The sequence below is a fragment of the Clostridium sp. genome, assembly GCF_051656525.1.
Classification (GTDB): domain Bacteria; phylum Bacillota; class Clostridia; order Clostridiales; family Clostridiaceae; genus Clostridium.
The window spans coordinates 1-21,768 of the sequence record NZ_JBOGCC010000120.1 but is presented as its reverse complement, the minus strand read 5'-3'; the positions used below and the strand labels follow the sequence as shown (position 1 = coordinate 21,768).

Sequence of the window (21,768 nt, the reverse complement as noted above, 5' to 3'; positions counted from 1 at the left end):
TTAGCTGTCACCGGTAAGGATGGAATGCGGAAGCGTTCGGCTGTTGGAGATATCTTAGCAGTCTCAGTGTTCAGGTAAGAAATAAACACATCACGTTCTAAGTCGTCTGCACCATTCCGTAGAATTAGTGCTGTCTTGGTGGCAGGGTCATAAACACCTGCAGTTGTACGACTGGAGATACCGGGACAAGGGAAGCCGTGACTTCCCTCTTGCATAACTTTAACGATACCGATTGTAGTCTCTGTTGCAGCAGGGATATTAGCCTGTGCTTCAGCTGGACTTTCGCCAGTACCTGACCCGACAATACGTAATGTATTAGTGTCTGTTGAAACGAAATCAACACTGGCGGTATTCAGGATACCATTTGCATAAGACTTTAACGTGGCGTCGGTAACAACTTCATTGTCATTGACTTTCAGCTTACGCATGTCTTGTACATTACCAGTGGATTCGATGGATAGCTCGTTGTATCCGCCTTTTAGCTTGAGCGTACTACCGGGAATCTTGTTCTCGATATCTGCTATGGCTTCGAGGCTAGACGATTCATAGTGAGCTAATACATCATCCTTCATTTTATACCTCGTAATTGACAGTAATGCTTGGGTCCAACTTGTCTAGTACTGTGTTCCGCGCTATTAGCTGACCATGTAATGTAACAGCTTCAGCGATAGAAGCAACACTCACTGCATCTTCTTCATTGCCTGTCGTCGGAGCTACCTTCGCAGCACCTGCCGACTCTTCAGTGGCTGGTGCCATTGTGAAGTCACTAGCTGGATGCGTATGCGTAGCCAGTGCGTTACGGCGTAATGAGTCTAAATGCTTTTGTTGGGTTGGATATGATACATCACTAACGTTTGGGATATCGTTGGAGTTAGCTAACATAGCTTTAGTGATGACGCGGTCTTGTGAGAGATCCATGCCTTGCACTAATCGACGTGGTGTCAATAGAGACTCTACTTTAGCTTTGGTGTTATAAGCCGCCAACTGAGACACTACTACGTTATCACCTGCGTCGGAACGCGAGAGTGCCAGTACGTACCGGGTAGTTGTGCCAGATGCAATGTTCTTAACTACATCAGCTGTTGTGCGACCAAAGCTCATCAGGTATAGGCCTTCACCACTATTGGATATCTGAGTATAGCCGAAGCCAAGCTCACGAGTACCCATAAGTGCTGCACCAATTGATGTATCGGACACGTTCTTATACACTGCAGCTATTGTACCTGCTGCATTACGAACGATACCTACAGCCACGGTGGTTGTATTACCGATATGTGCTAATCTAGCACCCGACAAACCGATAACTACGCCACCGTCTTCCAACTTGTGAATAAGTGCTGTTGTGTTCCACAGTCTATCTGAGTTTTGCTCTAAATCTTTTGCAGCATCATTGTGGATATCTGATGTGATCAAACCACCTACGGTAATTACGCTTACATTCCCGACAGAACGATCTGTGGTGATATAGAACACGTAATAACGACATACCTTTTGACCACCTGAATTAGGCTTCTCCTGCACTACCTGCACATACCCGATTTGTGGTACGCCAGGTGAGCGATGAATCATAAGCGTTAATGTACTATCGACGATTGGGCCATTTGCAGCATCGTAAAAACGATTTACTGCCTGTGTCTTAACCGACATATACATTGCTTCAGTGATGCTAATTGGGTTACTGAAGTGCCCGCCTTCGTAAGTACTGTCTTCTGTCAAACGGTTAGCAGACAGAATACAGCCACGTCCTACATACCCACTTTCTTCACTAACCCAGACGATACGCTTGAGCTTTTTCTGAGTAGCATAGTCTAACGATACTCGATCGTTGGTTGGACCATAACCCTGCAGCGTTGGTGAGTAAGAACCATATGGGTCATAACGGAAATCCACAGACGTGTTATCCATACAGACTGCCATGATACGGTTCTTGCCAAATACAGTAGCGCCACGTAGGCCGGAATGTACCTTGGTACCGTAGAGACCTAAGTAACTAGCTTCTGCCTTTCTGCGCCAGTAGTGTGCATTCCACTTGATGTTATCTAACTCAGACAAACTACCGGTATTTTCGAGATGGTAAATAGTTGGTTGTGATAAACGGTCATAGGTTGCATAGACGAATGTCCGGCCGTTTGCTCGCTTGGCGTTTGATGTCCAGTTACCATTACTGGTAGCCAGATAGTCTCTTGGTACTTTAACATCGATATCGTTTTCACGAATCTTCAGTGGGTAGTTGCCAGGAGCATCTTCGATTACACGGCCTGTTGTTAAGTCCACCAGGTAAGAGAAATGGATACGTTGTGTGTATGCCTTGACTTTAGTACTGGTGTAATGGTTTGCGATATGACAGATACGTACTTGGCCGCCAGCTTGCACATAGTCGAACTGGTCTCCAGCATGTGAGATGCTCAGGTAGTCGTAGTAACCGTCATCTGAGTATGCATAACACTTCTCACCCTTATTACCATACATCTTGTCGAAGTGGCTAAAGGTAGCTGCGTTTTGTGCTGTCCCATTACAGTTAGTACCGGACAGTGTCCGTGCTGTCATAGTTACAGTATTACCGCTAGGTATTGCTGCTTCCCACAGTCGAACTGTACTGCCACCACCTGAATGTTGTGGGCACAATACATAGATCTTACCAGCATGAATAAACGGCGTACCATAGTACCCGAGGTTCATGTCTGAGTTAAGCACCTTAACTGCCTTCCAGGCATGATAGTCTGGATTGCGGTTGGTAATCAGTAAGAACACGCCATCGGTTGTGTCTAACCAGACGACATCTTCAGTACCATGTCTGACGTTAGTAGGGATTGCAGTGCTTGGCAGGTTACGTGGACGGAAACGCTCAGCAGTAGGTTTAACAGCCAGTGGATCTACTGTGATGTCGGTAATGAATACATCTGACTCTAAGTCATCAGCCCCGTTCCGCAATCCGATGTATTTGTTATTACCTGCATGGAAGACATAGAAGTTACGGTTAGAGTACCCAGGACATGGATACCCATGACTGCCTTCATGTACCACTTTAACGGTACCTGCTGCATCACCAGCTGACACTGGGATACTGGTAACTACCTCAATAGGGGAGTCGATACTACCTTCACCAATGAACTCAATTGATGCAGTCTTCGTTGTAGAGATACTCTCTTCATCTTTATTGATGATTGCATACGCAAACTGCTTGAGTGTGTTCTCGGTAATGATTTCTTCTTCATTAACCTTGAGCTTACGGTTATCCTGCACACTACCTGTTGAGGTAATGGTTAGTTCATTACCGCCTGCTAACACTTGCAATACTGTGCCAGGTGTCTTGGCATCAGCATCTGCAACCAATGCTAAGCCGTTGTCGCCTAATTGACTAAAGTGCTCGTCATCCATTTCAATGGTAACGCTATCACCAAAGGTTAAGACACCATCGTCAATAACCAACTTAGTGTCGGTCTTTAGATCTTCACCTTGTTTGAACTTATCAGTGAATTGATCTTTGATAGGCGGGATCTCTGCGAATAAGCGATTCATAAACTCGCTTTCGTTAAGACCACCGATACGCTTTGAGTTAGCTGCAATGCCTTCCTTACTCAATGCACCGACATGATGTGCTTTTGTGCCATGTGCATTGCGTGTCTTAGCAATGTGTTCATCTAGACGTAACCGCTCTACATCCTTACGTAGATTATCGATTCGTGTTTTGAACAACGCGAATCTGATTTCGGTACTTTCGTCTTTTGATTTGACTGCTGTTTCTAATGAACCGATTGCCTTAATAACGTCTGGTTCGCTGCTAAAAGCTTCGATATCGTATAGAATCTTGACTGCTGGATAGTAGTCACTGTTAATAAGTGCTTCCCAGCTAGATTCCCAGATATCTAGTTTTTTATCTAGGTATGTTTTGATTTGAGAGGCGGTTGCCTCAAACGTACCACCTTGTGGGTGATACGCTACTGTGAAAGGTGGGATCAATTCATCCCGGATGATTGTAATACCGCCATAGATGCGGAACCCAGTGCGATGTGAAGCTACTTTATGTTCGATTGAGAACTCGTAGTCTTTACCGAGAATTAACTCATTGTTACCCTTGAACACTTTACAGTTCTTGGCATAGAACGGTGCGTGCAATGGTACCATCGTACGTGTTGCATTGGACGGAAACGCAGACAGTGTCTCCTTAGGTATCCAATTGGACTCTAATCGACACTGTGGATCAAAAGGATAGACTACCATTTATCTCTGTCCTCTAAACATGTTTATTAACCAAAGGAAACACCATGGCCTTAGAACTAGTTCCAGGTAAAACATACGTCACTAACCCATCTCATATCACCGCCACTGATGTGGGTAATCAAACGATCGCAGTGCTGAAAGACAAGTATTTGCGTGTAGAGATTGGGGTTATCGAAACCACGTTGGGCACATACCATACACTAGACTTAGATAACGTTAAGCATGCGCATAGTATCAGAGTATCTGAGTTCTTAAAGACAGTACCGATGTCGCTATTAACGCCGGGTTTACCTGATCCTCAATATGTCCGCTCTAAATACTTGCCTATCTTCCGCGCATTCAAATATGTCAAATTGTGTGGTAAAGACATGCATCCGTCGCAGCCAGTAGAGCCATCTGAAGCGGTCGATCTGTTCTTACGTGATCCTGTTTATAAAGACATCATACTGGAAAATTGTTTATTTACAGTCAATGGTTTCTTTGTGATGGCGGCTCCATATTTGGATGGTATTCGCCTGTACGGTGCTGGTAGTATTATCCATCGCTCTGGAGATATGTCTTGTGGCGTTTTGGTTATGCCTGCCAGTGTGAAATGTCGTCCATTTACAGATGACGAAATTCAATTCGATAACAATGGCGGACTTTATGTCAAAGCTAAAGATACAGGACGTACCTTGGCATGCGTGGTTGGTGGTGGTATTTGGTTTGCTAATGATAGCGACTCACGGTTACGTCTATTTGGACGAGATCTGTACAGCTTTAGCTTTACTCCACGATATGTGAAGAACCATATCCTGAACTACGGTGATGAGCTGGGCTTAAATGTAAACTTCGATGTCACTAACTTCTTAGCGTTGGAAGACGAAGCTCTCAAGCGTAAGATTCTGGCACTACAGACGTCGTTTATCATTGAGGTTGATGCACCCCAGTTGCTGGTTGATCATGATGGCGTTGGCAAGCACTGGTGGGGAGAGTTAGGGGTTCCTAATTCTAGTCCTGCACATTACGATGGTTTAGTCACTAATCAAAATAACCGTGTGATCGACTACTGGGGCGTCTTCAGTGATGCGACCACGATTCTTTATCATACTTTTGATGATGTGCTTGCTAATACGCCAGCATATTCTTCTAGTGTACGTAACGAAGATCCGAAGGAACTGATCACTGACAAGAAGCGTCTAAGACCAGAACCAGAGTATCGTGCACATATCTCGAAGTGGTATACTGTCCGCGTTAGCTAAAAATATCACGGACATATATTATCTAGGTGTACACATGCGCAAGTTCGCTTGCGCTTTATTCAATATGGACTTGTAGAATGATTATTCATCTTTATCGTAACGGCAACCAACTGTCTAAAATTAACGCGATTCGTCCGGGAATCAATGTAGCTAAGGTAGATGTCTGTAGCGTCGCTAACCCTACGTTTGAATTTGAGTTTGTGGGCGAAGTGCTAAAAACAAATGTCAGCATTCATAGCAGTGTATTCGATACCGAGACCACTGCGCGTAAGTTCCTCAATGGTTTGCGTTCACTCTGTCGGAGTTACCAGAACCTTGAGATCGACGAAGCACTTGTACCTGTGAAAGACGTATTCATTCTACACCTTTCTGATCTTGCTAAAGGTGTAGCACGAGTTCGTACATGCATCGGTGATGAAATTACAATCACACGTGACTTCGATGGTGTGGCCAGTTACAATGTTCCGTCATTCTATGCTATTAAGCCGAATGAGCTATATCAGAACCTTTGGCTTAAGACATTGGGGCAGTAACATGAATTTTGAACTATATGCTATCGCAGTGGTCCTTGGGATCATTATGATTGCAGCGGTTGCTACCGCCAGAACCAGGTACCTTAAAGCTGAAACATATGCTGATTTTGTTACAGCGTGGTACTCGGCCGAGGAGTTAGTCAAGTCGGGGATACGTAAGCCGGTTATCTACAACAAAGCAGTAAATTATGTAACAGCTATTGATATCCATGAAATGCATATTGGTGAAAACGTAATTAAGTTTCACTATAACACACATTTCGGGAAGGTGTATGCCGAGGCTGTTTATAAGATACTGTTTCACAACAGTAGCTTGAGGTGTAAGCGCAAGATCGATATTACAATCAACATGGTCTATAGCGGTAAAACTACAGAGGTTGTCGCATGTGACGATGTGTTAGGTGTTGCTGAAGTTAATGTAAATATTGAACTGATGCCTCCGACTGCACTTGCTAACCTTTTGAGTTACGTAATCTAAAAAGCTAGGGCATGTGCCCTAGCTCTATCTTGGAGTATTTATGACTGTAGGTGATCTGAACATCTTTACGTTAGCAATAGCGTTATCTTTGGCTGCTGTGATTTTGATCGTTGCCTTCGTATATTCGAAGAACAAGTATTCGGATGGGGATATGCCACGTTTAGATGAAAGCGATGAACCGCGTAAGCAACTATGGCATCGGTATGCGTGGCTTATTAACATGGGTAAGGATCTGGATGAAAAGCGCAAATGCATGGTGCAGTTAAAAACGGAGCCTATGTTACATCAATTCAATGCGGTGATTCAGTATGAAATAAGTACGCCTGACGTATATGACGCATACATCGATTATGCGGAGCGGCTAAAGTTAGCACTCGACGACAAGCGTCGTGTGTTATATAACATGATTAAGATGGCATGTATCGTTCAGATTACTTTAGATACTGAAGGCGATTTTGTGCGGATAGACAATGTGACCGTAAATGGTAATTATGTCGAGCTGAGTATTAACATAAACCACATCGAGCCGGCACGTGTAGTAGATTTAATCAGTAATGTATTTAAGGGATATTGAGATGAACACAGTAGTAGTAGCAGCTTTAGTTTTAGAAATGTTCAGTGCGCCAGTTACATTAACTATCGAGCCTAACGTGGATAGCATTCATGCACACACTATTCTGGCTAATAGTCAGGTAGTTATGTCTACGCTGGTGGATAGCGATGAAGCTTGGTGTGTTAGTCAGGACACCGGTTACACTGTTGATGTGGGTAAGTCCTCGGAAGTGGATTTCGATAATATCGATAAGCCAATCCAATTGCTGTTGGCACAACCAATCATTTATGATATCAACGCGATGGAAAAAGAGTGTCGTGTTGGATATACGCTCGTCACTGTAACACCTAAGTAATAAGAGGCTCCCTTTCGGGAGCCCCTTTATTTTTTTTTGCCTTAGTTCTGCGGACCGTTAGTTGGTTTACCAGGGCCATTACTGATATGCTTGTGATTCTCGTGCGTAACACCGTTAATAATCGCTGAAGGCGTGGTAATTCTTTCTGAAAACTCTGCGTTTGGCGTGTTTACCTTATAGCTATTCGATGCATTGACTTCCCAGTCCTCGCACTTGGCGAATAACTTCTTACAGCGCATTGCAATACGTTCTTCTGCGGTTAGGTTGATGTTTCTTGGTGCATAGATATTGGCATCTTCTTTATCACATTGAACAGTTGTTCGGTCTGCGTTCTCTAGTCCTACAACACGTTCTTTAGACTTGATAAAGAATCCGTTTTCAAAGTCATCTGATGCTGACAGATACCCATCTTTGGCATTACACTCTATGGTGTAACCGGTTACTTCACCATCGACCTTATTAAGTCTAAACATGAATTGTTTTTCGTGGGATGATAGACTTATGAAGTAAGCATTTGAAAAGTCATCTTTCAATGGATTGTTTGGGTCAGCAGAGATTGCAAATATTACGGTTTCTAATCGTTTATGGTCGGCGGTATTTAACAGCATCCAGAAGTATCTATCATCACCTAGCGTATAGATAAGTACTTCATCACCGTTACGTACGTCCGGGGCTGTCTTACGCATTGAGTTTACTGCTAGCCAAGTACATTCAATAGCTTTGTTGTTAGTTGCTTTAACTACACGTTCGCCATTGTTTGTTTTTACTGTCTTGTCTTCTCTTTGTGGGTTAGTGTCTACTAATTCTTGGTGCGCAAATCGCTGCTCACGTGGTGTCACCATCACTGTCGTGGCCCCACGTTCCTTTACGTCGGCTACCACACCAATGCCATAAAATTCGAATGCTGAGTATGAAGCCATGTACGAGCTCCTAGATATTGAACTATTAGGTTTTCATGGTTTGAAGCTGAACAATATCCGTCGCTTCAAGCTAAAGTTTACAACTCGCGTTACACTATTCCTTGGTCGTAACGGTTCCGGCAAGACCCGTGTTACTCGGCAGATGCATGCCTTATCAATTCAAAGAAAGGAATATCGTGATGGTGGCGGTAAGATAACAACCTTCAAATTTAACAATGTTGTTTACCGTGCTGAAAGTATGCGTCAGGGTAACAGTGTTAAGAATACGCTGTTTAATGTTACTGACAATGTAGCGATACACAAGGACGTCAACCCTACATACCACGATGAAGTTATCCGTAATTTGACCGGGTGGTCACTCGAGTTACATCGAATGGTTGTCGACCATGAACAACAGATTACCAAGATGCGTGGGCCAGACCGCAAATATTGGTTCGGTAAGTTATCCGAGTCTGACCTTGCGTACGGACTGAAGTTCTACAACAAGCTCCGTGAACATGTTCGTGATTTGAAGGGTGCGTTTAAGAACGTAACCAATGAAATCAGTGAGCTATCAACACTGGTCATCGATGGTAATGATGAGTTTGTCAAAATCTCTGAGGCAATGGAACGCCTTAAAGATACGCGTGACCGTTTAGAATCTAAACGTAATCGTATCACCAGCGATCGCGACTATAAGTCAGACATGAACGTAGATAAGCTAGCACGTGCTTATGAAGATCTTGCTAAAGTGTCTGAGCTAATCCTGAAGTTTGACCCGGCACTTACTGGTGGTGAAGGCATTGACCGCGATACACTAGTTGCACAATTAGCTGAACACCAATATGCTGCGCGTGAAGCAATGCGTCGGGTATTGGAAGTACAGAACATAATTGATGACGCTGTTAGCGTTAGTGAGGGGGCGAGTGCTAATGAATTACGTGAATGGATTGAGCGTGATAATGAAACTATCCGTTTAGCGGAAGCACGTATTCACTTTAAAGAAGTTGCTGAATCTCCTCGTGTGATTAAGACCGACTACGATCGCATTATGAAAGCATATAGCGATGTTAGTGGTGAACGTCCAGAGCGTATTACACACGACCATGCTAACGAGCTGATGCAAGATGCTAACAACATTGCTGCTAAGCTAGGTGAAATCAAAAACTTCATTAATCAGGCAGAAGGACACATTAACCACTATGACCACGCTGAAACATCTACATGTCCGAAGTGTGAGCATAAATATGTTGCTGGTTATCCTGCTGAAAAGATTGATAACCTGCGAGTTAGGGTTAAGGAATCTTACTTCACCAAGAAACAATTCGAGGTTATGTACGATGATGCAGTAGCCAAGTATAAGGAGATGGTTAGCTGGCTGAACCGTATCAATAACTTCAACGATGAGTTAACACGTATCCGTGACATTAACGTAGTTGATTACGTTATCCTGTCGAGAGCTGAGCATAATGCTATTCCTAGCATTGTAGAGCAACTTAAAGCTGACTGGGATACATTGGCACTGGTATTAGAGACAAAAGCCGCTAGGGACGCTCTGAACGTCCGTCTGAGCGCTGTGGTTGAGCATGGTAAAGAGTGGCTGGAAGCACGTCAACAAGAGCTTGAGGTTGCTCGTACTGAATACAACTACAAATACGGTTTAGCCGAGATTGTTAATGCTAAGATTGTTGCTTATGACAAGTGGCATGATGACTGTGACAAAGAGTTCTCATTGAAACAGGACTTGGACATATGTTATGGTTATGCAGAACAGTCCACTAAATCATATTATCTCACTGTTGAGCATGAGGAAATCGTTAGTGCATTGCGCCATGTGTGTTCTACACTGGAGGAAACAAGCGCACGCTATTATGCGTTAGAAAACAATCGTCGTCAGCTGGAACAACTCAAGTCTCAAGCTGCACGTATTACAAAGGAGCTGGAAGTAAGTACAGAACTGCTTACTGCAATGGGGCCTGAAGAAGGTTTATTAGCCAAGCACTTGTATCGCTCAATCTCACGTGTTACCGATATGATGAATGATATCATTCGTCGTGTATGGGGATATAATATTGAGATACTGCCATGTGCGGTTGATAAAGGTGAGCTTAACTATAAGTTCCCTTATATCATGGGCGATGATGGCGAAGACCCAGATAGAGAACAACCAGAAGACTTATCTGAAGCTAGTGCTGGACAACGTCGTTTGTTTGATTTGATTTTCGTGTTGTCGTTCTATGCTTTAAGTAATCTGGATGGCTATCCTTTATTCCTTGATGAGCCGTTCTCTGGTTTCGATGAAGGGCACCAAGACAAATGTATCAAGTATATTAACCATAGTTTGGAATCTGGTAAGTACTCTCAGCTGATTATGATTAGTCATGACCCTGAAGTGCATTTCCAGTTAAGTCAAGCTAGTTACGTTGTAATTGACCCGGATGGTATTAGTTTGCCTTCGGTCTATAACCAGAATGTTGAGATGGATTAATCCATCTCTTTTCTAGGAGATATTGAATGTTCACGCTACATACTGTTACTGCACGTACATATGGTGTTTCGCCTACGCGATTCGCCGATGATATTTTCAACCGTATCATCTATAAACCAGTGCTATCTTTACGTCATAGCGACGTGACTAAGTTTAGCACTATGATAGTAGTGTATGACATACGTCGTCCATCTACGCTGCAGAAGCTACTGCCTAAAGATCTGGCAGCTGAGATCTTCCATAAGTTAACCAAGTGTGACTTCGACGAAGCTAAGAAAGCATGCGATGACGACGTTGGTCTTAATGGTATATCTAAACGCACCATTTCGCAGATTTCTTACCTCAGTAAGATGCATGATAACAAATACTCCGACTTATTCATTTATGGCGACGATCAACCATTTGTGTCGGAAGTATGGAAGGGTATCAGGATCATGCCACTGGCTATCGGTTCACCGTCCAATAATATTGACCCAACTGTCTGCGATATGATGGTTTACTCACCAGTACTATTCAACATTGAGCATAGTCGTGAGCTTGCTAGCGAACACGATAACTGCATCGTACATGGTGTGGATTATGGAATTGGGTCTTTAACGTCACTCATGTCTATATATCGCTGGTCTACTACATGCGCTGGCGTGGTTGGTTCTAACGGTACGGTACTGCAAAATGCTGTTACTTCCCGTGATTTGGCAGCAACAGTGTTTCTCTGAGGATAAATAGATGTTTGAATTTGGTAAAGTTACGCGTAGAGATCGCGGTGTTACAATCGATGGGTATGTAATTCCAGTCATTCAATCGCGTTCACTCATTCGTCCGTTGAAAACAAGTATTTATACTGGTCGTCGGTCAGATGCGCCACTAATTCTGTTTTATGATCATCACTGGCCATTTGAATCTCTGGAACATCATTACGGTCTTTGTATCGATGATCTTGAGTATTTGAATACTATCTGTATGACAACAAGACCATATCCGGCCATTAAGTCTGATCCGCGCGACATGGATGAAGACGAATTCGCTGAGGCAGACGTAAGCGGCTTCAGTATGACAGATACTTCGGATATCCGAATTTTCCCAAACGGGTACATTAAGTTACCGAAACTTACGTGTCCTATTTTATTGATACCGTATTGCGTAAGACCAACTAACATGAAACGCGTATCGTTGGCTGCCATGGTTGCTGGACGCGATAGTGACAAGCCTAAAAGGCCTATATTGGGCGACGAGATGTGTAGTCCGTTCTATGATATTCACTTAATGGAGATCGCACCTATCCGGGATAATGAGCACGATATGATAGCTCCAGTTGCGTTGTGCAATCATATGGCGCATAGTTTTTGTACTATGATTAGTGGTAGCACTGCGCCTAAGTCAACGCCCACAATCTTCGGTACGTCAGTAATGGATATCTATGAGTATCACCGTACACGTCGTACTATCCACGTAGTATAATTATAAAATGGCGGGAAAATACCCGCCTTCTTTTGTTAAACAAAGAACCATCCTATTAACTGTCGTCAATTGAGAGGTACATGTACGGCGGCAACCGCATGAGTATATAAATACTCTATAACAATCTTGGAGTTACATAATGAGCAGCTTCACTATTTTAACTTTACTTTTGATGGTAATTACTGGTGCAGTAATTGTATTGTTCAAGGGAGTACCACGTTCTGTAGCGATCATCATGGCTACTGGACTAGCAGTCTCTTTACAACCAGCTTCGGCATCGTCGTATGATTTCCCTTCTAATCGTTTGTATTCAGCAGATACTGCATTCTACAAGGATTTTCTGGATATTAACTTTAAGAAGCAAGAACCACAGCGACTCAAGGAAGAACATCGAAACAACAAAGTAGCGAAGGCTATTATCAAAGCTGCAGATGCAACGGGTACTGATCCAAATTTCTTAGCAACAATCGCAAACATTGAGTCGACTATGGAACCAAAAGCCAAAGGCAGGGTTGCGCGTGGACTAATGCAGTTTACGCCTGCGACATGGCGACTTATGGTTAAGCGACATGCTAAGAAACACGGTATCAAAAAACCTGACATCTATAATCCATATCACAATGCACTAATGGGCGGTGAACTACTCAACGATAACAAAGCATGGTTACGTACCAGGCTTAAACGTAAGGTAAGTGATACAGAAGCATATATGGCGCACTTCATTGCACCTGCGTATGTTGTAAAGATGCTGAAAGCGAAAGGCTCTCGGCTAGCGAAAACAGTTGTTCCGGCAAGCTTTGTAGCTATGAACAAAAATATGTTCTACCGTAATGGTAAGCCAATGACTGTAAATCAATTCGTTACTAACATTAAGCGAAAGATCGACGACAAGTACTACGAAATCACCCACCCGGAGCAACTTGAACTGGCCAATGTCACCATGTGTGATATCCCAAGTATTCAAGGTACAATTGCACCAACCAGTATCGGTAACGGCATCTACTGCAATTACAATACCACTGGCGACTGGTGGGACAGACACATCGATAGTGTACTAGCAGCATAAACCGACGGTAGGGCTTCGGCCCTACCGTTACACTGTTTGTATTTTTTCTTAGGTATATATTATCTAGGTGAACTTCATGGTATACTAACCCGGGTTCTAAATATTTACTATCTAAAGATTAGTTTGGACTTTAACATAAATAGGATATAGTGATGAGCTTTAATGACGTTTATACCAACCCTGTCGCTTTCGACAACTTAAAGTACAACGTAGTTATTGAAACTACTGGCGTTGCATCTTTCGTTCTCGGTGGCCTCTATGGTGGTTCATGGATTGATAAGTTGGATGTCACTATCACGCCACCTGATGGCAATCAGCTGATGGAAACTGGCGTTGGTTTACTGCACCCAATCGCAGACCTGCTGCGCAACATCGAAACACGTCCTTATGAGAACATCGATGTTTGTGATGTAAGTCTGGTGCAAGAGTTCTTCAAGCAAATTGCTGACTCATATAGCGAAATGGGCAAGCAAGGTAAGTTCGTTAGCACTGCTAAGTTGCACGTCGGCGAATTCGATATGCGTGACAACACAATTGGTTATGTAACCATTCGTGTTACGCCGGTCATGCGTTCCGGTACCATCATGACGCCACAGCAGATGGAAGAATTTGAAGCTGGGTCATTACAAGATAATGAACCGGAAATGATTAGCGTGGAAGAGCAAGAGCCGGCATTGGAAGGCGGTGTTGAAGTTATACTGGCTGAAACGCCTGAAGACGGTGCAATCCAGACTGTAGTTATTTGCCACAGTTATAAAGACATCAGCATGGCTATTGTGCTGTCCAAGTCGGCACGCGGGCTAATGTGCTTAGAATCACATAGTCTGACGTTATCGGGTAAGCTCGTGCCAATGACTGATGAAATTCGTAATTTGCTTATCAGTCGCGAATGTGCATTCGATAGCTATGATGGTACGCAAGACCTACGTACCTTTAAGGTATTTTCAGCTTACCTCGTGGATACTGCAACTGGTACTATCGAACCATATGCGCCATTTGCCGTCACGCAGCGTGATGACGTCTTTTCGATTGATGGTGATGATGTGCGTTTCTTCGGCACTATCGATACCAAAGTCGTTATTGAGAAACTGCGTATGCTGGGCGACCAAACCACGCCTAAAGTTGTAGATGTAGCGAAACGTCGTCATGAGCTTCTTGATACTGGCGTTATTGGATTCCGTAACATTGCGGATGCACACGGCTATGCCGGCGTTTATATGCAACATGCGCTAGCTAAGTAAGTACAAAAACAACTAATTTAATAAGGCCCTCATCGAGGGCTTTATTTTTTGTCATAATGGAGATTACATGAATACTTTAAACACTGACCATTTACATGTCGGTTCTAACCGTGTGAACATTTTCCCATATCACACCAACTATATTTTGTTCCGCGTTATTATTCCACGTGGTGGGTTTGACACAGCTACCTACAGCAATATCGAATCTCAGCTGATTCGCGTGTTAAGCTTACGTTGTGTTAATACCGACATCAACGGTACTCTACATGGCATTAACAATAGCCTTGTTAAGAACCCGCGTATCTATGCTGCAATGGAAAACGTACTTAGCGGCTTACGTGATTACTATACGCGCTTGCGTAATCACAAGGATTATGTTCAGCCATATATCTTCAACAACAACGGCTTGTGTCGCGTTATCGTGGATTTTGAATACGTCACTATTGACGGTAAGGTGGAACGAACCGCCTTCTTTGATGATAAAAACAAAGACGTTAAAGGCAAGGCACCTGCGCACCTTACTAACTGGCGTGACAGAATGGCGTGGCGCTTAGATTTATTCCGTCGGACACCGTGGAGTAAACTACTGTGTTTCCGAATGATTGAAGGCGATAAGTATAACCGTGACATCATTGAAGTTACTGATGTTATCAAGGAATACAATCGTCAGCGTGAACAGAGCAAAGTACTGCAAGAAGTTAGTCGCTCTATTCGACCAGTTAGCGTCAAGATAGTTGATAATGCTGATAAGTGGCAGCAACCCAAGCTAACTGGTAGCGGTAAAAGCGGCAGTAGTAATGGGTACCGTAAACCACAACGCGATAACAACATCAAATATGCTAGACACCATACTGAACCAAGTAATACCAGTTTCGATCCGTTCGCAGCAAACCGGATATTCCTCACTGGATTGGACACCACAACACCTACATCGGAATCGCATTGCCATAACGATAATAACACTTATGACTGTGGTTCATCTGACACTGGCTCTTGCTGCGATTAATAAAGGGATTTTTTGTAATGTACATCAAAACTATTGTTACGTCTGAGTATCCAGGAATCGATGTATACTTTAGCCGTTCTCGTAACAATGTTATCGCTGGTAACTATAGCGATGTCGTAAACCCAAAGGCGCTGGTTATTGAAGCGTTACAGAACATTGCTATTCAGCCACATCCTCTTAACGATTTTGCATTTGAATGCAAGAAGGAGGTGGAACATGCAATAAAGACTATTACTGAAAGTAACATGTCTACAGTAGCAGAGCACTTCATTCACGAGCGTGTTGAAATTTATGTTCGTAATGCTCTGTTATTGACACTGGATATTATGTCACAAGACCCACCGCACTGTAAGTCTGGTATTTACCATTACAGTCGGAAGCGTAAACAATTCCATGGAAGTAATGTATATGCAGAGGGCACAAACTGATTGGATTGGTAGTTTTTATCCTACTGTGCGTATGTTTAACCATAAGCCGGCAGCGCAGCGATTAATCAACACAGCGGTCGATGGTTTAATAAAATCAAACATTAAACCAGAAGATCTTGAAGTCCGTATCCTAGCTAATGATGACATTGTAACAGGTATGCGTATGATATTCGGAAGTTATCGTACGCCAGAGCTACTTGTATCGTTTGCTAGACATATCTCTCTAAAACTGATTATAGCATAACTAAGAGTGCCCCTTGCGGGGCACCCTTTATTTTTTTTCGTTTAAATCGATAACGATCTGTTCTAACTGCGCATTGCGGTCGGTCAAATCGGCTACTGCTGCACGAAGCTTGGTAATTAGCTCATCTTTAGATTCGTAGGTTGACACGTTTGCTAATCGACGGCGTTCTGACTCGATGTATTGACTATACGTTAAGTCAGTGCGTACTGGCGCGATTGCTAAAGTTACGTCAGACACTACACCAATCGTGTTACGCAAAATGTCTGCTACATCATCACGGATATAATCAACATTCATTGTCTCTGGAATTAATCCCAAGTCACAGATCAGCACTTGACGAGTATGCGCCATCCCAGAATCACCAGGATACGAATTGATGTACGTATCTGGAACTTCAATAAGTGCACCGTCACCTGCACGCAAAGTAACGATACTGGCATTCACTTCGTCATCAGCAGCCATATCAGCTGTAGTAAGCTTATGCTTCTGATAATACTCTGTGAATATATCTACGCCATCTTTCTTCAGCTCGCGGAAAGTAACTACCGCATCTGCTGTATAGACAACATCAATTGATGCGCTGAAAGGTGGCTTGAGTACATACACACCAGCAGTATGGACACGCGGGGTTAACGGTACACGCTTACTCATTATCCTTCTCCATGCTTAGGCGTGTTAATACCATGAAGTCAACCTTCAGATGGTTGAATGTGATATAGAAGAGGCCATTACGTTCTAACTTGTAGAATCCATCTTCAAGGATCATATACTCGTCGAACTCTTCCGCCATGATAGTTGCCTTAATCAACATCTTGACGAACTCAGTGGTTTCAAACGACATGCGATTGAAATCCATTGACAATGGTGAGATAAAGGTGTAGTCTTCATAGACGTCTGTCAGTAACATGCGTTTAGCATCGTTCTCGACATTACCAACAAAGACTGCTGCCAAAGATTTCCATTGTACTACAGAAGTCTGCATATATTTAAGGTTATGCGCTTCTGAGCGATCGAAAGAATATTTGTTGGCAAACTCCAAGCCTTCGCCATTTGTCAACACTGGTGAATACAATGAACCTCTCGGAGACGCATCATATGTACTGTGTTTTAACCAGTTTGGGATAATGGTAAATCCACGCGATGCGAAGATATCCGGGAATACTGGCAACCACTGGTCACGATTATATTCTGAATTGTTCAGAATGTGGTCGGCGATGGCATCACGGATAATGTCATCATTAACTACGGAACCACCATAGACAATCACTGACCAGTATGTGGTGAGTGTTGAAGTTGGATCATCTGGAGCATACCAGGTGTAGTTATTGGTTTTCGATCTTGTATACGGAACGCCACCTGCGGCAACGTTAATGTCAAACTGATGTTGTGGTAGATTGAAATCAGCCAGCGCTTTAGCAACAACGCTAGTCGTATTCATAAATGTATCGACTGGCAAAATCGGTGGAATCACGATAATCTGGTAACTATCGTATTGTGCTTGAAAGGCTTTATCCGCAAACCACAGTCGTACATGGTTATCTTCTTGGTCAACCAAGCGATAGCTGATAAATGCAGGTAGCCACAATCCACGAGCAGTCACCATTTGACCACAGTCAAAGCGATCGATTTGACCGCCAAACTCAGCAAGGAATTTAGCCTTAAACGCTTCAGTATCGGAACCGATTTTACCGGTCACTGCTTGCGTGTAACACCATTGGGAATACTCAAGCGATTTTGTAACATGAATTGCAGGTGTTGGTGCTGGTAATGTCACAGATGAATCAAAGACAACCAGTTCACATTCGGGTGAAGCTTGGCGAGTATAGCGGTACTTTTCTCGTGCGAATGAGTTCGAGTGGTCTGACAGTTCACCGAGAGCGGAAACGACACCATGGTCGTTATCCTGCATCGCGGAAATTGAAATGAAGGCCTTTAGGGTAAACATGTGTATTCCTCCGTTGTCATACACAAAAAAGTCGTCGAGGTGATAAATGGGGCAGGCATTAACGGAATTATTGAATGCACTGGTATCCGTACTAAACTTTATCAATCCAAATAACGAAAAGGATTTGGGTTTAAGAATCAGCTTGTTCATGAATGCTGCGTTCTTGGTATTGATTTGTTTTGTTGCGGTACGCGTCGAACCTTACTTCGTTGAATGTGGGACTAACAAGGCGCAGATTCAGGGTATGAATAAGCTACTTGAAGAGGAAAGAAAGAATAGTGCTTTAAAGTCTCTACGGATCGATTCATTGGAAAATCAGTGCTTCAAATTGAAACCTTAACCAAAGCTAGGGCATTAGCCCTAGCTGTGTAATATTTTTTGCGCATATATTATCTAGGTGAAGTTTAACTAGATAGTCATTAGTTTGTCATAACCTACCATTGGAGTTTAAGATGTTATTGCGTCATTATGTTGCACCAAAAACAATCATCACTTTGGATATCGAGTGTGGTAGCACTGAGCCAGATGCTGCTATCTTCTCTACCAGCGCGATCGTACATCGTCTTAATCAAGATGGTATTCATTATACATTATCGGACAGTTTTCACAGTCTGGTAAACTACAGCGAAATTTCCCACGGTCGTACATTCACGCGTCGTACAATGGATTGGTGGTTTAATGATGCGCGTAAGCCTGACTTTAACCCGTCTCTTAACGTTGCGTCTTATTATCGCAACATGTGTAAAACGCTCGGCGTGGATACAACCACACATGCTTGTCAATTAGCGAAGTTCATCATGCGTGAAATCGCTAACGTCAGCTCAAGCGAATATGCATTCTTTTCCAACGGTCCTGAGTTCGACCAGACCATCCTTAACCACATGATGTCAATGGCATCGGTAGATTTCCACTTCTCTGGTTTCCGTGCACGCAGCGTGCGCAATGCAAAAGATCACGTACAAGCGTTAATCGCTGGGCAACATACATCCGAAGAGGAAGTGTTCCGCCGCCGCGATAATGAGCACGTTATCGAGTACAGCTTAGACCCTATGTGGTATCAGGAAAAGAAATACAACGATTCACTGGAAAAGATGATGCAGGGTAAAATCGAATTCGATAAGAAACAATTCCTGCCACCTAAAGAAGCACATTGCTCACTTTATGATGCAGAGCGCGAGAGCCGCGTAGCTGTGGCATCTGTGGAACACTATAACAAGCTAGCACGAGGCGTGTAATGAAAAACTGTGTGCTGTACCTTTTCAGTGATAACAATCGATACGGCGCACACGGTTATATGTTTGACAACTTACCGGGGGCGAGGTACGCTAAAGTACCTCACCTCATAACGCCTGTCGGTTATGGTAAGAAACTAACCGGTGTGCAGATCAAAGATGCAAAGTATAACCCAACTTGGAAATATGACGACGGGGTATGTGAGGCAAAATACAAAGTCATAAAACCAGAAGATAGTGATATCACTTACATTGATTTCTGGAACCATGACGGTACTGCAGAAGAGTTAGTAAAAGACATCGAGAAGATCGGTGCTACTAATATGACAATCTATCTGGTTGAAGGCTGGAACTTATTAGGGCAGTCTGAGCATAAACCAAATGTAGCCAACCTTAAAGTAACTCCTGCGGATTGTAAGTTTGATGACAAGGGTAAGCTTAAAGGGGAAGATCGTGAATACGGTGCTTATGCATTACGTAACTTCCACTTCTTTGGTCGTGGCTATAAGTTAAAAGATCAGTCTACTAACGACTATTGGGAAAGTGAAAAAGATTTCCCGCCACTGCTAGCGCATAAGTGGTCGTATACGCTAACCAGTGAGATTGGGAGAACCTTTGCGGCTAGTAATGGTAATACGTACCACGAATACTTCATCGGCGATCACGCTAAGTCTAACGACGAATTAGAGGTACTGGGTAAAGAAGACCCTACTACCGGTTTTGCGTTAGTTTGGTTAAAAGAGCCATGTACTATACTGGATGAGATAGCTGGTGCGCATGCTGAGAAGCTTTGGGAGAACCGTAGACGATTCGAGAAGTTCGATGTCGTTGGAATGGTTAGCCTGAATAACATCACACGTCCTAAGACACGTTTCGATATTAGAAACTTCGGTATCGATGTGTTCCCTTACGGTGATTACAACACACGTATGTTATCTGGTGCTGAAGACTTGATATCTATGTGTATTGTGCCACCAAAGATTTCTTATCGTGCTTTGGGTATTCGCGATGAGATGCGTCGTATTTTAGATTCTTATTTTGGTGCAAGTTATTATCCAAATTTGATGTTGACTGATATTACGCACCTTATCTATGAAGATGGCAAGATGACCAAGTTTATCGGTATGACTACTGATATGTTTGAGTATTGTCCTGCTAATCACTGTAACGACATGCGTAAGGTTCAATTCATACGCGGTATTGATTTCCCGATACGCAGTGCGTTTTCTGGGATTGTTGATACAGTTAAGAGCGTTAAGCTCGTTACTTGGCCATTCAGTAAAAAGGTCTACCGTTACGGTATGATCATTGAAACTGAAGACTCTGTTGGATTTTGGTCTGCTGGTTATTCCGGCATGATGTTTTGTTTCTAAGGATATAAAGATGGACTCTAGCAATCACGCAACTATTCTGGCACACCTGTACTTCCTGTCAGATGCAATCAACCGCCCTGACCGTATCATCTCTGGTGACTATGATCTGATGCAAGTGCTGTCGGATAGTAAAGACGGCGGTAAACAATATCAGTTTTATCTGCGTGAACCACGCACTCAGTTCTTTGTAAGTGCTGACCCTTCAACTTTCGCGGTGGGTAACATCGATATGTTATCTACTAAGCACCCAGTTGATATCTTCCAGCGCATTGGTAAGATTGCAGCATTCCGTCTGTACTGCACCGACATGAAAGACAACTGGCCTTTCAACGAAGGTGTATTGCGTACCATTACTCCGATGAGTGAGATCCAACAGATCACCACTTACGAAATGAAGCGCATGGAAAGCAATCCGGTAAATGACGAAATGCGTTTACTGGTTGAGAAAGGCACGCCATTCGAACCGTACATTGGTTTTGTTAAAGGTGCTGTTGATCTGGCTAAGCTGATCTCTGGCGATGCTGAAGCCAAGCGTACCATCGAGCTGGCACTTAAGATGGTTAAACATAACACAGTGCGTAAGGAGCTTAAGAAGTCCTTAGCTAAGGTGCTATAATGAGTAAAGTACCTTCATTCTACTCGATGGAAGGCTACCTGAATACATTCAAGCCTATCTGTGCTCAGTGGTTTGGTGACGATGTGCCAATGCGTGAGACGTTGGCACCTAATATCTTATCCAACTACTACTTCATTGTTGACATGGTGGAGAAGTATAAATCTGACTCTATCATGTTAACTGAAGAAGATAAGCTAATTGGTCGTGAGCTTATCTGGTTGCTGATGTTAGGTAATCGTGCTGAAATTGCTACCTACGTTGTTTCTGAAGTTGCTATTGAGGGTCTGGATATGCCTGTAGATGAAATACAGATGCGTATACGCCAGATCTATAAAGCGATCTTCCAGACCGGACAACATGAGTCGTTATTGTCTGAAGTGTTAGCATGTTC

General features: G+C 43.3%; 22 protein-coding genes. 17 read left to right on the top strand and 5 right to left on the bottom strand.

Annotation, left to right across the window (positions count from 1 at the left end):
- Nucleotides 1-572 (bottom strand): hypothetical protein (locus ACRDDY_RS05425; protein WP_438563956.1); only part of this gene is annotated, 572 nt, incomplete at its 3' end.
- Nucleotide 573: 1 nt separating this feature from the next.
- Complete coding sequence (locus ACRDDY_RS05420) at nucleotides 574-4,221, bottom strand: hypothetical protein (RefSeq protein WP_438563955.1); 3,648 nt, start codon at nucleotides 4,219-4,221, stop codon at nucleotides 574-576.
- A gap of 44 nt (nucleotides 4,222-4,265) precedes the next feature.
- Between ACRDDY_RS05420 and ACRDDY_RS05415 the strand changes: the two genes are divergently transcribed.
- The 5 genes from ACRDDY_RS05415 (at nucleotide 4,266) to ACRDDY_RS05395 (ending at nucleotide 7,381) form a co-directional block, all read left to right on the top strand.
- On the top strand, nucleotides 4,266-5,462 hold the full coding sequence (locus ACRDDY_RS05415; RefSeq protein WP_438563954.1) for a hypothetical protein: 1,197 nt from the start codon (nucleotides 4,266-4,268) through the stop codon (nucleotides 5,460-5,462).
- A gap of 77 nt (nucleotides 5,463-5,539) precedes the next feature.
- Nucleotides 5,540-5,995: a hypothetical protein gene (locus ACRDDY_RS05410; RefSeq protein WP_438563953.1), complete on the top strand. Its 456-nt coding sequence runs from the start codon at nucleotides 5,540-5,542 to the stop codon at nucleotides 5,993-5,995.
- Between the two features lies 1 nt (nucleotide 5,996).
- On the top strand, nucleotides 5,997-6,473 hold the full coding sequence (locus ACRDDY_RS05405) for a hypothetical protein (RefSeq protein ID WP_438563952.1): 477 nt from the start codon (nucleotides 5,997-5,999) through the stop codon (nucleotides 6,471-6,473).
- Between the two features lie 40 nt (nucleotides 6,474-6,513).
- On the top strand, nucleotides 6,514-7,047 hold the full coding sequence (locus ACRDDY_RS05400; protein WP_438563951.1) for a hypothetical protein: 534 nt from the start codon (nucleotides 6,514-6,516) through the stop codon (nucleotides 7,045-7,047).
- Between the two features lies 1 nt (nucleotide 7,048).
- Nucleotides 7,049-7,381, top strand: coding sequence for a hypothetical protein (locus ACRDDY_RS05395; RefSeq protein WP_438563950.1), 333 nt, complete (start codon nucleotides 7,049-7,051; stop codon nucleotides 7,379-7,381).
- A gap of 41 nt (nucleotides 7,382-7,422) precedes the next feature.
- On the opposite strand, the gene ACRDDY_RS05390 is transcribed toward ACRDDY_RS05395, so the two are convergent.
- Nucleotides 7,423-8,301 carry a hypothetical protein gene (locus ACRDDY_RS05390; RefSeq protein ID WP_438563949.1) on the bottom strand — a complete coding sequence of 293 codons (879 nt, stop codon included), beginning with the start codon at nucleotides 8,299-8,301 and terminating at the stop codon, nucleotides 7,423-7,425.
- 40 nt (nucleotides 8,302-8,341) lie between these two features.
- Between ACRDDY_RS05390 and ACRDDY_RS05385 the strand changes: the two genes are divergently transcribed.
- From ACRDDY_RS05385 to ACRDDY_RS05355, 7 genes are all read left to right on the top strand, one after another.
- Entirely contained in the window at nucleotides 8,342-10,768 is a 2,427-nt protein-coding gene (locus tag ACRDDY_RS05385; protein WP_438563948.1) for a hypothetical protein, read from the top strand.
- 26 nt (nucleotides 10,769-10,794) lie between these two features.
- Nucleotides 10,795-11,484 carry a hypothetical protein gene (locus ACRDDY_RS05380; RefSeq protein ID WP_438563947.1) on the top strand — a complete coding sequence of 230 codons (690 nt, stop codon included), beginning with the start codon at nucleotides 10,795-10,797 and terminating at the stop codon, nucleotides 11,482-11,484.
- A gap of 10 nt (nucleotides 11,485-11,494) precedes the next feature.
- Nucleotides 11,495-12,226 (top strand): hypothetical protein, encoded by a 732-nt coding sequence (locus tag ACRDDY_RS05375; RefSeq protein ID WP_438563946.1) that lies wholly within the window; start codon nucleotides 11,495-11,497, stop codon nucleotides 12,224-12,226.
- A gap of 139 nt (nucleotides 12,227-12,365) precedes the next feature.
- Complete coding sequence (locus ACRDDY_RS05370; RefSeq protein WP_438563945.1) at nucleotides 12,366-13,292, top strand: transglycosylase SLT domain-containing protein; 927 nt, start codon at nucleotides 12,366-12,368, stop codon at nucleotides 13,290-13,292.
- A gap of 152 nt (nucleotides 13,293-13,444) precedes the next feature.
- Nucleotides 13,445-14,533 (top strand): hypothetical protein, encoded by a 1,089-nt coding sequence (locus ACRDDY_RS05365; RefSeq protein ID WP_438563944.1) that lies wholly within the window; start codon nucleotides 13,445-13,447, stop codon nucleotides 14,531-14,533.
- Nucleotides 14,534-14,600: 67 nt separating this feature from the next.
- Nucleotides 14,601-15,539: a hypothetical protein gene (locus ACRDDY_RS05360; protein WP_438563943.1), complete on the top strand. Its 939-nt coding sequence runs from the start codon at nucleotides 14,601-14,603 to the stop codon at nucleotides 15,537-15,539.
- 408 nt (nucleotides 15,540-15,947) lie between these two features.
- Nucleotides 15,948-16,211: a hypothetical protein gene (locus ACRDDY_RS05355; protein ID WP_438563942.1), complete on the top strand. Its 264-nt coding sequence runs from the start codon at nucleotides 15,948-15,950 to the stop codon at nucleotides 16,209-16,211.
- A 27-nt stretch (nucleotides 16,212-16,238) separates the two neighbouring features.
- Here the strand turns inward: ACRDDY_RS05355 and ACRDDY_RS05350 are convergent, their stop codons facing one another.
- Nucleotides 16,239-16,862 (bottom strand): DUF7194 family protein, encoded by a 624-nt coding sequence (locus ACRDDY_RS05350; RefSeq protein ID WP_438563941.1) that lies wholly within the window; start codon nucleotides 16,860-16,862, stop codon nucleotides 16,239-16,241.
- Entirely contained in the window at nucleotides 16,855-18,156 is a 1,302-nt protein-coding gene (locus tag ACRDDY_RS05345) for a hypothetical protein (protein WP_438563940.1), read from the bottom strand. The genes ACRDDY_RS05350 and ACRDDY_RS05345 overlap by 8 nt, the downstream gene beginning before the upstream one ends.
- Nucleotides 18,157-18,202: 46 nt before the next feature.
- Here ACRDDY_RS05345 and ACRDDY_RS05340 point away from each other — a divergent pair, with 46 nt between their 5' ends.
- The 5 genes from ACRDDY_RS05340 to ACRDDY_RS05320 all read left to right on the top strand — a co-directional run.
- The gene (locus tag ACRDDY_RS05340; RefSeq protein ID WP_438563939.1) at nucleotides 18,203-18,496 is read left to right on the top strand and encodes a hypothetical protein; all 294 of its coding nucleotides are present in this window, start codon (nucleotides 18,203-18,205) and stop codon (nucleotides 18,494-18,496) included.
- Between the two features lie 112 nt (nucleotides 18,497-18,608).
- On the top strand, nucleotides 18,609-19,391 hold the full coding sequence (locus tag ACRDDY_RS05335) for a 3'-5' exoribonuclease domain-containing protein (protein WP_438563938.1): 783 nt from the start codon (nucleotides 18,609-18,611) through the stop codon (nucleotides 19,389-19,391).
- Nucleotides 19,391-20,761, top strand: coding sequence for a hypothetical protein (locus tag ACRDDY_RS05330; protein ID WP_438563937.1), 1,371 nt, complete (start codon nucleotides 19,391-19,393; stop codon nucleotides 20,759-20,761). Before ACRDDY_RS05335 ends, ACRDDY_RS05330 begins: the two co-directional genes overlap by 1 nt.
- Before the next feature lie 10 nt (nucleotides 20,762-20,771).
- Nucleotides 20,772-21,377, top strand: a complete 606-nt coding sequence (locus ACRDDY_RS05325; protein ID WP_438563936.1) for a hypothetical protein — start codon at nucleotides 20,772-20,774, stop codon at nucleotides 21,375-21,377.
- Nucleotides 21,377-21,768 (top strand): hypothetical protein (locus tag ACRDDY_RS05320; protein ID WP_438563935.1); only part of this gene is annotated, 392 nt, incomplete at its 3' end. The genes ACRDDY_RS05325 and ACRDDY_RS05320, both read left to right, overlap by 1 nt.

Excerpts from the sequence above, each read along its gene's own strand:
- ACRDDY_RS05330 (WP_438563937.1), top strand. The coding sequence starts at position 19,391 with ATGAAAAACTGTGTGCTGTACCTTTTCAGTGATAACAATCGATACGGC.
- ACRDDY_RS05415 (WP_438563954.1), top strand. The coding sequence starts at position 4,266 with ATGGCCTTAGAACTAGTTCCAGGTAAAACATACGTCACTAACCCATCT.
- ACRDDY_RS05395 (WP_438563950.1), top strand. The coding sequence starts at position 7,049 with ATGAACACAGTAGTAGTAGCAGCTTTAGTTTTAGAAATGTTCAGTGCG.
- ACRDDY_RS05405 (WP_438563952.1), top strand. The coding sequence starts at position 5,997 with ATGAATTTTGAACTATATGCTATCGCAGTGGTCCTTGGGATCATTATG.
- ACRDDY_RS05325 (WP_438563936.1), top strand. The coding sequence starts at position 20,772 with ATGGACTCTAGCAATCACGCAACTATTCTGGCACACCTGTACTTCCTG.
- ACRDDY_RS05390 (WP_438563949.1), bottom strand. The coding sequence starts at position 8,301 with ATGGCTTCATACTCAGCATTCGAATTTTATGGCATTGGTGTGGTAGCC.
- ACRDDY_RS05420 (WP_438563955.1), bottom strand. The coding sequence starts at position 4,221 with ATGGTAGTCTATCCTTTTGATCCACAGTGTCGATTAGAGTCCAATTGG.
- ACRDDY_RS05355 (WP_438563942.1), top strand. The coding sequence starts at position 15,948 with ATGCAGAGGGCACAAACTGATTGGATTGGTAGTTTTTATCCTACTGTG.
- ACRDDY_RS05410 (WP_438563953.1), top strand. The coding sequence starts at position 5,540 with ATGATTATTCATCTTTATCGTAACGGCAACCAACTGTCTAAAATTAAC.
- ACRDDY_RS05345 (WP_438563940.1), bottom strand. The coding sequence starts at position 18,156 with ATGTTTACCCTAAAGGCCTTCATTTCAATTTCCGCGATGCAGGATAAC.
- ACRDDY_RS05340 (WP_438563939.1), top strand. The coding sequence starts at position 18,203 with ATGGGGCAGGCATTAACGGAATTATTGAATGCACTGGTATCCGTACTA.
- ACRDDY_RS05350 (WP_438563941.1), bottom strand. The coding sequence starts at position 16,862 with ATGAGTAAGCGTGTACCGTTAACCCCGCGTGTCCATACTGCTGGTGTG.
- ACRDDY_RS05370 (WP_438563945.1), top strand. The coding sequence starts at position 12,366 with ATGAGCAGCTTCACTATTTTAACTTTACTTTTGATGGTAATTACTGGT.
- ACRDDY_RS05380 (WP_438563947.1), top strand. The coding sequence starts at position 10,795 with ATGTTCACGCTACATACTGTTACTGCACGTACATATGGTGTTTCGCCT.
- ACRDDY_RS05400 (WP_438563951.1), top strand. The coding sequence starts at position 6,514 with ATGACTGTAGGTGATCTGAACATCTTTACGTTAGCAATAGCGTTATCT.
- ACRDDY_RS05365 (WP_438563944.1), top strand. The coding sequence starts at position 13,445 with ATGAGCTTTAATGACGTTTATACCAACCCTGTCGCTTTCGACAACTTA.
- ACRDDY_RS05375 (WP_438563946.1), top strand. The coding sequence starts at position 11,495 with ATGTTTGAATTTGGTAAAGTTACGCGTAGAGATCGCGGTGTTACAATC.
- ACRDDY_RS05335 (WP_438563938.1), top strand. The coding sequence starts at position 18,609 with ATGTTATTGCGTCATTATGTTGCACCAAAAACAATCATCACTTTGGAT.
- ACRDDY_RS05360 (WP_438563943.1), top strand. The coding sequence starts at position 14,601 with ATGAATACTTTAAACACTGACCATTTACATGTCGGTTCTAACCGTGTG.